Origin of the sequence: Dysgonomonas sp. Marseille-P4677, from assembly GCF_016652235.1 — a bacterium.
GTDB lineage: Bacteria > Bacteroidota > Bacteroidia > Bacteroidales > Dysgonomonadaceae > Dysgonomonas.
In genome coordinates, this window is sequence record NZ_JAEPKU010000031.1 from 1 (window position 1) to 11,604 (window position 11,604).

The 11,604-nt window shown below is 35.3% G+C and carries 14 protein-coding genes; 9 read left to right on the top strand and 5 right to left on the bottom strand.

Features of this window, described 5'->3' with window-relative positions:
• Nucleotides 1-39 precede the first annotated feature (39 nt).
• The 5 genes from tatA to JGH11_RS07690 all read left to right on the top strand — a co-directional run bounded on the left by tatA (nucleotide 40) and on the right by JGH11_RS07690 (nucleotide 4,169).
• Nucleotides 40-234 (top strand): twin-arginine translocase TatA/TatE family subunit, encoded by a 195-nt coding sequence (gene tatA, locus JGH11_RS07670; protein WP_201110993.1) that lies wholly within the window; start codon nucleotides 40-42, stop codon nucleotides 232-234.
• A gap of 107 nt (nucleotides 235-341) precedes the next feature.
• Nucleotides 342-764, top strand: a complete 423-nt coding sequence (locus tag JGH11_RS07675; protein ID WP_201111025.1) for an HAD family hydrolase — start codon at nucleotides 342-344, stop codon at nucleotides 762-764.
• A 12-nt stretch (nucleotides 765-776) separates the two neighbouring features.
• Nucleotides 777-1,727: an NAD(P)-dependent oxidoreductase gene (locus tag JGH11_RS07680; RefSeq protein ID WP_201110994.1), complete on the top strand. Its 951-nt coding sequence runs from the start codon at nucleotides 777-779 to the stop codon at nucleotides 1,725-1,727.
• A 463-nt stretch (nucleotides 1,728-2,190) separates the two neighbouring features.
• Nucleotides 2,191-3,231, top strand: coding sequence for an MBOAT family protein (locus JGH11_RS07685; RefSeq protein ID WP_236263909.1), 1,041 nt, complete (start codon nucleotides 2,191-2,193; stop codon nucleotides 3,229-3,231).
• A 5-nt stretch (nucleotides 3,232-3,236) separates the two neighbouring features.
• Complete coding sequence (locus tag JGH11_RS07690) at nucleotides 3,237-4,169, top strand: hypothetical protein (protein ID WP_201110996.1); 933 nt, start codon at nucleotides 3,237-3,239, stop codon at nucleotides 4,167-4,169.
• A gap of 3 nt (nucleotides 4,170-4,172) precedes the next feature.
• On the opposite strand, the gene JGH11_RS07695 is transcribed toward JGH11_RS07690, so the two are convergent.
• The gene (locus tag JGH11_RS07695) at nucleotides 4,173-4,652 is read right to left on the bottom strand and encodes a low molecular weight protein-tyrosine-phosphatase (RefSeq protein WP_201110997.1); all 480 of its coding nucleotides are present in this window, start codon (nucleotides 4,650-4,652) and stop codon (nucleotides 4,173-4,175) included.
• Nucleotides 4,653-4,727: 75 nt separating this feature from the next.
• On the opposite strand from JGH11_RS07695, the gene JGH11_RS07700 reads away from it, so the two are divergent.
• The 4 genes from JGH11_RS07700 to thrC all read left to right on the top strand — a co-directional run bounded on the left by JGH11_RS07700 (nucleotide 4,728) and on the right by thrC (nucleotide 9,146).
• Complete coding sequence (locus JGH11_RS07700; protein ID WP_236263910.1) at nucleotides 4,728-5,084, top strand: DUF3795 domain-containing protein; 357 nt, start codon at nucleotides 4,728-4,730, stop codon at nucleotides 5,082-5,084.
• 124 nt (nucleotides 5,085-5,208) lie between these two features.
• Entirely contained in the window at nucleotides 5,209-6,162 is a 954-nt protein-coding gene (locus JGH11_RS07705) for a nitronate monooxygenase family protein (RefSeq protein WP_201110998.1), read from the top strand.
• An 89-nt stretch (nucleotides 6,163-6,251) separates the two neighbouring features.
• Nucleotides 6,252-7,637, top strand: coding sequence for a transporter substrate-binding domain-containing protein (locus JGH11_RS07710; RefSeq protein WP_201110999.1), 1,386 nt, complete (start codon nucleotides 6,252-6,254; stop codon nucleotides 7,635-7,637).
• 210 nt (nucleotides 7,638-7,847) lie between these two features.
• Nucleotides 7,848-9,146, top strand: a complete 1,299-nt coding sequence (thrC, locus tag JGH11_RS07715; RefSeq protein WP_201111000.1) for a threonine synthase — start codon at nucleotides 7,848-7,850, stop codon at nucleotides 9,144-9,146.
• A gap of 86 nt (nucleotides 9,147-9,232) precedes the next feature.
• Here the strand turns inward: thrC and JGH11_RS07720 are convergent, their stop codons facing one another.
• The 4 genes from JGH11_RS07720 to JGH11_RS07735 all read right to left on the bottom strand — a co-directional run bounded on the left by JGH11_RS07720 (nucleotide 9,233) and on the right by JGH11_RS07735 (nucleotide 11,592).
• Nucleotides 9,233-9,868, bottom strand: a complete 636-nt coding sequence (locus JGH11_RS07720) for a porin family protein (RefSeq protein WP_201111001.1) — start codon at nucleotides 9,866-9,868, stop codon at nucleotides 9,233-9,235.
• A gap of 115 nt (nucleotides 9,869-9,983) precedes the next feature.
• Nucleotides 9,984-10,757, bottom strand: a complete 774-nt coding sequence (gene argB, locus JGH11_RS07725) for an acetylglutamate kinase (protein ID WP_201111002.1) — start codon at nucleotides 10,755-10,757, stop codon at nucleotides 9,984-9,986.
• 109 nt (nucleotides 10,758-10,866) lie between these two features.
• Nucleotides 10,867-11,136 carry a 30S ribosomal protein S15 gene (rpsO, locus tag JGH11_RS07730; protein WP_201111003.1) on the bottom strand — a complete coding sequence of 90 codons (270 nt, stop codon included), beginning with the start codon at nucleotides 11,134-11,136 and terminating at the stop codon, nucleotides 10,867-10,869.
• Between the two features lie 84 nt (nucleotides 11,137-11,220).
• Complete coding sequence (locus JGH11_RS07735; protein ID WP_201111004.1) at nucleotides 11,221-11,592, bottom strand: DUF3127 domain-containing protein; 372 nt, start codon at nucleotides 11,590-11,592, stop codon at nucleotides 11,221-11,223.
• Between the last annotated feature and the right edge of the window lie 12 nt (nucleotides 11,593-11,604).

Genomic DNA, 11,604 nt, shown 5'->3' on the forward strand with positions numbered 1-11,604 from the left:
GTAAATATAAATATGTAATCTTTTAAATATTTTAGCCCGATGAACACACTTCTATTTTTAGGTAATTTAGGTACTGGAGAAATAATTATTATTGCTATTGTTGTTTTACTTTTATTTGGAGGTAAAAAAATTCCTGAATTGATGAAGGGGATCGGCAAAGGCGTTAAAAACTTCAAGGACGGAGTAAATGGACTTGAGGACGACATTAACGGTACTAATAATATAGAGAAATAAAGGATTTTCTATTAGTTAATGATAAATGTATATACAAAGCTCAGGCCTATTGGCCTGAGTTTTCCTTTTTAAACAAAATAAAGTAATACCCTGTTATAGATAATATGATGGATATATGTATAGATTTTGATGGCACATGTGTGTCGCACGAATTCCCGAGAATAGGGAAAGATATAGGAGCAATACCTGTTTTGAAGGAACTAACAGAGAAGGGTCACAAATTGATCCTTTTCACTATGAGGAGTGACCGTAAAAGTAAAAAGAAAATAGACGGACAGGAAGTTGTTGTAGAGGAGAAAATATTAACCGAAGCAGTTCAGTGGTTCACCGATAATAATATCCCGCTATATGGTGTGCAAAAAAATCCGAAACAACGTTTCTGGACTTCGTCCCCAAAGGCATATGGGCATCTTTATATTGATGATGCAAATCTCGGGTGCCCTCTAGTAACAGATGATCCTGAATCGGAGAGGCCTTATGTTGACTGGATAAAGGTTCGCGAGATACTTATTGAAAAAAGAATTCTCTAAAGTAATTAGATTATGAAAAAGATATTAATGGGACATAACTTCATAAGAGAGGGCTTTGCTTCGCTTGATGAAAAGTATGAAGTGATTTATCCCGAAAAACCATTATTCTCAAGATCGGAAATAATGGAGCGCATATCAGATGTCGACGCCTTTGTACCTAACTTCTCATTCAAGACCGATCCTGAGATGATAGATGCAGGGAGTAATCTAAAGCTTATAGCTAATTTCGGCGTGGGATATAACAATATTGATACGGACTACGCTGCAACAAAAGGTATTACTGTAACCAATACGCCTCAATCCGTACTTGAACCTACGGCAGAGCTATGTTTTACATTGATGTTAGCAACGGCTCGCAAAGTGGCGTATTACAATCATAAGTTACATAATAATACACGTCTAGATTGGAGCCTGTACGGAGATCTAGGTATGCCTTTATATGGACAAACATTGGGTATATACGGTATGGGACGTATCGGACAAGCAGTCGCGCGTCGAGCTGTTGCATCCGGTATGAAAATTATCTATTATAACAGACATGCTTTGCCTAAGGAGATAGAGGAAAAATACAATGCTGTTTATGTTGATTTCGATACATTACTAAAAGAATCTGATTTTATTTCTTTAAACGCCCCGGCTACAGCCGAAACCTATCATTTAATGAGTGAGGTTGAGTTTAAGAAAATGAAGAATAGTGCAATTCTTATCAATACAGCGCGCGGACAATTGGTCGATGCTCAAGCGTTAGCCCAAGCATTGAAAAACGGTGAGATATATGCTGCTGGTCTCGATGTTTTTGAAAACGAACCGAAGATTCCGCAAGAGCTTATCGGACTCGATAATGTCGTGTTATCTCCTCATGCAGGAACAAAAACATACGCTGCACGTATGGAAATGGAGATTGAGGTTGCAAAGAATATAGTCAATTTCTTTGAAGGCGGGCAAATTGATAGGGTGAATTAATTTATTTGTTAAAAAAATATCTATCTTTGCGCGCTGAGACTCAATCATTACAAACAAGACTTCAATGCTTTTTGATTCACAATCATTCTTAATTTTTCTTCCAATTGTATTTCTCGCACATTGGTTTCTTTTAAGCAAAACAAAAACAAGTCAAAATTTTTTATTATTAATTGCGAGCTTTTATTTTTACGCTTCTTGGGATTGGCGTTTTTTGTTCCTTTTGATATTTTCCATATTAATAAATTATATTTCAGGTATATTAATTAGTTTATCAAATAGCAATAAAAAAATATTATTAATAGTAGCCTTGAGTGTTAATATCGGGTTACTTGGATTTTTTAAATATTATAACTTTTTTATTGATACGTTTAATTCTTTATTGCTGTCTGTTGGCATAAATCAAAGTTTTCACACATTATATATTATCTTACCTGTAGGCATTTCATTCTACACATTTCATGGAATGTCATATATTATAGATATTTACAACAATAAAACAGAGTATACGAAGAATTTACTTGATTATTCTTTGTTTGTTAGCTATTTTCCTCTTCTTGTAGCAGGGCCTATCGAGCGGGCTGGCCATTTATTACCTCAATTAAAAGTTAAACGCCAGTTTAATTATCTCCAAGCAACAGAAGGTCTCAAACAAATACTTTGGGGATTATTTAAAAAGATGGCAATTGCAGATTTATGTGCTGGGCCTGTTGATTCAATCTTTACGAATTATGAAACTCTACCTGGTAGTACATTAATATTAGGTGCATTCCTTTTTAGTATTCAAATTTATTGTGACTTCTCTGGATATTCGGACATCGCATTAGGTGTGTCAAAATTGTTTGGGATAAATCTTTTAAAGAATTTCAATTATCCATATTTCTCCCGAGACATAGCTGAGTTTTGGAGAAGGTGGCACATATCTTTGTCATCATGGTTTAAAGACTACTTATACATACCACTTGGAGGTAGTAAAGGAGGAACATGGATGAGGGTACGTAATACTTTTATTATTTTCATTATAAGTGGTTTTTGGCATGGAGCTAATTGGACATTCATTATGTGGGGTGCTTTGAATGCTTTATATATAATGCCTTCTATCATAATGAAAAGTAACAGAAGATCCTTAAATGTGGTTGCAGAAAACAATCTTTTACCTTCTTTAAAAGAAGTTGTGCAAATACTTATAACATTTACTCTTACTATGTTTGCATGGATAGTCTTTAGAGCGAATGATATTTCTACTGCAATTTCTTATATTTTTGGAATTTTCAATACTTCTCTATTCTCTTATTCCTCCTATTTTTCACATCAACTTATATTCCTTCTAATTACTTTTCTAGTTATTGTAGAATGGATTGGTCGAAGGAATAATTTTGCTTTAGAATATTTTGGAAAGAAATTATATAGACCCTTTCGTTGGCTTTTCTATATTCTTTTAATATTTATTATTGCATCATTAACTCAACCGAATATTACCCCAGGATTTATATATTTCCAGTTTTAATTAAAATGAGAAGATTTATTATCGATATTATATATTTTATATTGCTCCTTTTTTTGTTAGCAATACTTATATTGTTTTTACCTGCAACACCAAGAAGCAGAGAATCTTTATTATTTAGTTCTATCCAGAAAGACTCTTTGTTGCAACATACACCACAGCCTAGACTTATATTAGTAGGAGGGTCCAATATCGGAATGGGGATAAATAGCCAAATAATTAAAGATTCTTTAGGCCTAAATCCTATTAATACAGGGTATCATGCATCAATAGGTTTAAAATTTATGTTAGACAACTTGAATTCGTATATTCAAGATAAAGATACTATAATAATACCAGAATATTCTCAATTTGAGGGTAACAATGGGTATGGAGGAGGCGAGCTATTACGTATGGTATTTGATGTCTCTTTATCAAATATACAAAAGATTGGCTTTCGCCAATGGCAAAATATGATTAAAGAAGTACCCTATTATCTTAGTACGAAGATACGGATTACAAGCTATAAAAATTATAAGGCAAGTATTGCTCCAGAATACGCCAGAAGTGCATATAATGAATATGGGGATGCTGTTGCTCATTGGGAGATGCCTAAGCCTGAGATCGACCGAAATTCTAGTATGGAAAAAATGGATTATCAATATAACCCTATTATGATGGACTATCTTTTTAATTTTATAGAGAAAACGGAAAAAAGAGGAGCCGTGGTTTATATATCATACCCAGGAATGTTGGACACGTATTATCAAACGAAAGATATGTTTCTGATTGAAGAAAAATATAAAGAAAAGAAATTTAAGATATTAGGTACTCCTAATGACTTTGCAATACCATATCATATGATATATGATTCCCCAGTCCATTTAACCAAAGAAGGTGCAAATTTAAGGACAATACAATTGATAAGTAAATTTAAGATAAAAAGAGAGGAAGTGGACTAACTTTTATAATCCACCCTTTTTTATTTGATCTATTAGTCCTTCACAGGCATCCTCCAGAAGATCAAGAACGAGTTCAAAACCGTCTGCACCGGAATAATACGGGTCCGGTATATGGTCGTGCCCGAAACGTTGAGAAAACTCTACCATACGATATACTTTCTTTTGTGAATCGAGATCAGGAGCGAGACGCATAATATTATGGTAATTACTGTCGTCCATTGCCAGAATAATATCGAAATCATAGAAGTCTTTGCTCGTAAATTTTCGGGATAAAGAATCAAACTTATACCCCCTACGTGCACCATGTCGGCGCATTCTTGGATCAGGGAGTTCACCGTCATGGTAACCTGATGTTCCGGCCGAATCTACAATTACTTTATCTTCCCAACCTTGTTCTTTTACCAGCTTTTTAAAAATTCCTTCACCGGCTGGAGATCGACAAATATTACCGAGGCAGACAAACAAAACTTTATAATTTTTCATGAAATTCTTATATTATTGAAGGGCAAAGATACAAATTACTTATATTTGACAATATAAGTCTTCAAATAGCTACCGATGAAAAGCACCAAACAAACTGAATCTATAATAATTAAGTTATACACAGGGCGTATACCAGCCTGTGGTGTATTCTGTGGAGGCTGTCCTATATATGTCAGAAAATTAAAACCTTGTCCTGGCGCCGAGATTAATAAAGCCAGATGTGAGAATTGCAAAACATTTCATTTATGCTGTAAGGAAAGAGAAATACAGCATTGTTATGAGTGCAAAATATTTCCATGTAGTAAACTTAAAAGTTTCGCTAAACGCTGGCTTAAATATGGGCAGAACTTTATTGAGAATCAAAAATTATTGGAGGAGAAAGGAGAAGAAGACTTTATAAAATATTATAATGCAAGAGTAAATGGAGAATAAAGCCAATTTTCAGCCTTTTTACTAAGAATGATAGTTGTTAATTAAAAGAGCCATTTCATCCTTATTTTCTTTATAAGCCAATATTTTAATAAATTTGTAGGGCACAAAATAAAAATATTAACTAATGACTAACAGAATAACTTCTTTATTTGGAATTAAATATCCCATAATATCGGGCGGAATGGTATGGTGTAGTGGTTGGAGACTGGCTTCAGCTGTAAGTAATGCAGGAGGATTAGGTCTTATAGGTGCTGGTTCAATGCACCCGGAAACACTTCGCGAACATATTCAAAAATGTAAAACAGCGACAGATAAACCTTTCGGAGTAAATGTCCCGCTTATGTATCCTGAAATAGATACGATTATGGATATTATTATTTCGGAAGGAGTAAAAATAGTATTCACCTCAGCTGGTAATCCAAAACTTTGGACAAAAAAACTTCAAGATCAAGGTATTATTGTAACCCATGTAGTGTCTAGCTCTAAATTTGCTTTAAAGTGTCAGGAGGCTGGAGTTGATGCTGTTGTTGCCGAAGGATTTGAAGCTGGAGGACATAACGGTCGTGAGGAAACATCAACTATGGTGCTTATTCCTCAGGTAAGACAAAGTATAAACATCCCACTCATTGCAGCCGGAGGTATAGGTACTGGAAATGGCATGCTGGCCGCCTTTGCTTTAGGTGCAGAAGGTATACAAATGGGTACACGCTTTGCTCTAACTCAGGAAAGTTCAGCATCTCAAGAGTTTAAAGAATTATGTATTGGGTTGAAAGAAGGGGATACAATGCTTTCGTTGAAGAAACTAAGTCCGACACGTCTCGTTAAAAACGATTTCTATAATGCTGTGCAAGAAGCCGAAGATAGGGGAGCATCGCAAGAAGAAATGAGAACATTATTGGGACGAGGACGTTCAAAGAAGGGAATCTTTGAAGGTGATTTGTCGGAAGGTGAATTGGAAATAGGACAAATCAGTTCTTTAATAAATGATTTACCTAGTGCTGCAGATGTGGTAAGAGAAGTTGTTGCCGAATATAATATAAAGGTCGAAGATATTATAACTGGTAACTTCAAGTTCTAGTTTCATATACTTAGTGTCTTTATTGTTATTGCATTAGAAGGTACTAAGACTAGATGTTCGCAATGTTGTTATACAAATAGAGTTACATAATGAAACCTATCTCAATCTGTCTGCTACTCTGTGTCTGCTTTTTATTTTCGTGTAAAAAGAAAACAGAACGATCAATCCATGATTTTGATCAGATAAAGGAAAAAGGCGAGCTTAACATAATCACTCTAAATAGCTCCACCTCATACTTTATTTATAAAGAAGAACCTATGGGGTATGACTATGATCTGGCACAGGATTTTTGTGATCACTATGGTTTAAAGCTAAATGTCAAGGTCGCAGAGAATGTACATCGCTTGATTGAGATGCTGAATAATGGAGAAGGTGATCTTATCGCTTTTGCCGTTCCCATCCAAAACGAGCTGAAGGATTCTATAACATATTGTGGGCTACAACAAATTACACATCAGGTACTAGTTCAATCATCTAACAAGGGAGACACAATCATACAAGATGTAACAGAACTTATAGGAAAGGAAGTATATGTAGAAGGCAATACAAAATACCACCAGCGGCTACTCAACCTCGACTCTGAATTAGGAGGCGGGATAAAAATACATCCGGTAAGTGAAGATACTATTACCAGTGAAGATCTTATAGAAATGGTAGCTCTTGGTAAAATAAAGTATACTATAGCCGATGAATACATTGCTAAGCTGAACCGGACTTATTTTAAAAACATAAATATCTCTTTACAGGTAAGTTTTGAACAACGTTCATCATGGGCTGTACGAAAAGACACTCCTGATCTGGCAAAAGCTTTAGACGATTGGTTTGCGGAAAATGGCAATACTCCGGTTTATAGAAGTATTATCAAGAAGTATTTTGAGTTAAGTAAACAGCCTTTTGAAGGGGATTATGAAATACCAAAAAACCTGCCTAAAGGTGCAGTTTCTATCTATGATGATCTATTTAAAAAACATGCTAAAGGAACTAAATACGATTGGCATTTTCTGGCTGCAATATGTTATCACGAATCCCGCTTCCTAAATAATCTGACTTCATGGGCCGGGGCTGCCGGCATTATGGGTTTAATGCCACGTACGGCAGCATCTCTGGGGCTTAAAAGTGAAGATCGCATGAATCCTGATCTTAGCATAGGAGCTGCAGTAGATTTGCTGGACAGGTTGGATAAGATATTCAGAAAAGTAGATAATATGCAAGAACGAGAAAAATTCATTCTCGCAGCCTATAATGCAGGGAATGGGCATATTAACGATGCGCAGGCTCTTGCTTCAAAATATGGGGCAAACCCTTATGTATGGGAAGGAAACGTACAAAAATATCTTGAACTAAAAAGTAACCCGGAATATTATAACGACTCTGTTTGCAAAAGTGGGTATTTCAGAGGAGGGGAAACAATGAAGTATGTAAACAGTGTATTATCAACTACTGAACGGTTTAAGAGGATAAGTGAGAAAAAATAAATAATGCGAATGAATTGTATTCTGACAAATGAAATTATATATGTTTTTCGATTTTTATTATGATATCAAAATCCTGAAAATATAATTACAATGTTTTGTTTGTTGTGTCTTTGCTTGCATTTTATTATTTTCGTAAACCCATACTATAGGATAAATTAATGTTACATTTACAAAATAATAAATAGGTCAACGGCCTTAAAATAAAATTGAATGAAGTATTATAGTACAAATAGGAAAACACCTGAAGTGAGTCTGCAAGAGGCTGTTGTGAAAGGATTGGCTCCGGATAAAGGGCTTTTTATGCCTGAGGTGATAAAGTTGTTACCTCAATCGTTCTTCGATGATATTGGCAATATGAGCTTTCAGGAGATTGCTTATAATGTTGCTGATGCTTTCTTCGGAGAAGATGTCGAGGCTGATGTATTAAAGCAGATTGTCTATGATACGCTCAACTTTGATGCTCCGGTGGTTCATGTAAATGACAATATATATAGCTTGGAGTTGTTTCATGGTCCTACCTTAGCATTTAAGGATGTAGGAGGGCGCTTTATGGCCCGTTTGTTAGGTTATTTTATCAAAAAGCAAGGTCAGAAGGATGTAAAGGTCCTTGTAGCTACATCCGGAGATACGGGAAGTGCTGTAGCAAATGGATTTTTAGGGGTTGAAGGGATTCATGTATACGTGCTTTACCCTAAAGGTAAAGTGAGCCAGATACAAGAATGCCAATTTACGACTTTAGGGCAAAATATAACAGCAATTGAGGTTGATGGTACATTCGACGATTGTCAGACTTTGGTCAAAACCGCATTTCTGGATGATGAATTAAATAAAAAGTTGAATCTTACCTCGGCTAACTCTATCAATGTGGCAAGATTCTTACCTCAATCATTCTATTATTTTTATGCTTATGCCCAACTGGCAAAACAAGGCAAAGCAAAGAATGTGGTATTTTCTGTTCCTAGTGGAAACTTCGGGAATATTACTGCCGGGTTGATCGCTAAACGTATGGGATTACCTATTAAACGTTTCATTGCGGCCAATAATAGTAACGATATATTCTATGAGTATCTTCAAACCGCAAAATATAGTCCTCGTCCTTCCGTTCAGACTATAGCGAACGCAATGGATGTTGGAGACCCGAGTAACTTTGCCCGAGTAATTGATCTGTATGATCACTCACATGCTGAGGTCAAGAAAGATATATCAGGAGGATGGTATAATGATGATACAATTAAAGAAGTGGTCAGAGATACTTATAAAGAAACAGGCTATCTGCTCGACCCTCATGGCGCATGTGGATATCAGGCTTTAATAGAAAATTTGAACATAGATGAAACAGGAATTTTCCTTGAAACTGCTCATCCGGCGAAATTCCTTGAAACTGTAGAGTCTATTATAAAGCAAGATGTTGCGATTCCTGATAAGCTACGGGCTTTTATGAAGGGGGAAAAGAAAAGTATCAGTTTGGATAACAATTTTGAAAAGTTTAAAGAGTTATTGCTAAATTAAGAATAAAAAAGCCTCATAAATGAATATGAGGCTTTTTTATTTATCTATGTGATACCTTTAGAGGTACTTGTATTATATTCAACTAACTAGAATTTATACCCTACTGTTAGGTAGGCATTCATGTTTTTACCTTTAGGATCTCCTATTCCAGTTATTTCTTTAATCGTAGCACTGTTTTTAATATCAAGGATATCGGTTAAACCCAAATCATAACCTACTCCAACACAGATTTTATCAAATTCAGCTCCAACGCCAAGACCTAATCCAAAATCAAATCGTTTCATCTTATAACCTAAGACTTCTACTAGATCATCATTAAAGGCGTCAATACTTACTGCTCCCGCCTTGTATTTCCCATCGATAGCATATGCAATATATGGCCCTGCATGAAATATCATCTTAAAGTTGTCAGTGACTGGTAATTTATATCCGATGTGCGCAGGTAGTTTCAGATAAGACAGATTTATTTTTGAATCACCTTCTTTTGACCCTTCTAACGAATAATCTAATCCCGTTAGTAGGTATAGATTAGAGGTAAAAGCGTAATCTAATGTCATACCTATATTAAATCCTATTTTAGCATCAGCCTCCAAATCTTCTGTCATATTAGAAAGATTCATACCTGCTTTTATCCCAAAAGTAATCGGCTTTTCCTGAGCATTAGCACTTATAGTTAATAGTAAGGCAAATGCAATAATACATGTCTTAAGGATAGTTTTCATAAACGAATAAATTAGAGTGTTAGTAAAAGTGTCTTTTAATATTACAGGTACAAATATATATTTATTTTCAATATATGCTATTCTGAGTTGAAAAATAATGAGTTATCCCATTCTTTTACTTCTTTTGAATACAAGTTCCTGATTTTTTACTTATTTCTGAAACACTGGTTATTACGACTTCATTAACTCCGGCTTCAATGGATTGAAATGCATTTTCCAGTTTAGGAATCATGCCTCCTTGAATTATACCTTCTTTTACAAGCCTATCAAAATCAGTTTTGGTTATATGTGGTATAACACTGTTGTCATCGTTCTCGTCCATCAATACTCCTTTCTTTTCGAAACAGTATACAAGGCTAACGTCAAATAAAGGAGCTAATGCTTTTGCTGTTTCACCTGCAATAGTATCAGCGTTTGTATTAAGTATATTGCCCTGTTTGTCATGTGTCAACGGCGCTAATATAGGAATTATACCCTGAGAAATTAGGGTAGATAGCATTGAAGCGTTTACTTCTTTTACATCTCCGACAAAGCCATAGTTGATATCTTTTACAGGGCGTTTTTCTGATCTTATCATATTCAGGTCTGCACCTGTAAGACCAAGAGCATTTACTCCCAAGGCTTGTAATCCGGCTACTATATTTTTGTTCACCAATCCGCCATAGACCATAGTAACGACTTCTAAAGTTTCTTTGTCTGTTATTCGGCGGCCATTGACCATATGGCTTTCTATACCTAAACGTTCAGCTAATTTGGTGGCAGAACGTCCACCTCCGTGTACAAGTATTTTATTGCCTTCAATTTGAGAGAAGTCTTTTAATAATTGTTTGAGTGATTGCTCTTCTTCAACAATCTTTCCACCTACTTTTATTATTGTTAACTTATTCATCCCTGGTTAATCTTTTTTTATTCTTATTTGAAATGATGGATAAAGATATAACAAAAAGAGATTGTTCTTGATGAAACAATCTCTTTTACAATTTCCTTTACTGAAAGAATTACTTTCTGATACCAAGTTCTTTGATAATAGAACGATATCTTTCGATGTCGTTATCCATCAGGTAATCTAGTAAACGACGACGTTTACCTACAAGGCGTCTTAGTGATCTTTCTGTGTTATAATCTTTCTTATTTGACTTTAAGTGTTCAGTCAAATGCGAAATACGGTATGAAAACAATGCTATCTGAGCTTCAGGTGAGCCAGTATCAGTGTTAGACTTCCCGTGTTTTGCGAAGATTTCTTGCTTTTTAGCTGAATCTAAATACATAGTTATTATTTATATAATATTAAACGAGGCGCAAAGATATGATTAATTTCCCGAAGGACAAAGCTTTATCTTGTAAAATTGATATTAGAAAGGAAGATCGTCTCCACTATCCCCGCTAAAATCTACTGGAGGTGCTGCCGGAGCAGGTTGATTTGATGCTCCATATCCTGGCGCTGCTGATGGTGCTGCCGCTCCTGCCGGATCTACTTTCCATGCACGTAAGTCGGTATACCAGTTTCCGTTATATTCACGGCTTTCTATATCAAAAGAAACATCAAGGATATTGCCAATCTGTAAGACAGATTCGTTAATCTTGTCTCCCCAGAAAGTCATACAAACTTTTTTTGGATACATCCCATCTGTTTCAAGTATTATACTTTGTTTCCTCCATTCTCCATTTTTTCCCATTCCTGTTTGTACAGGTAGCACTTGGATCAATTTAGCTGTTAATTGCATTGTATTTTTGTT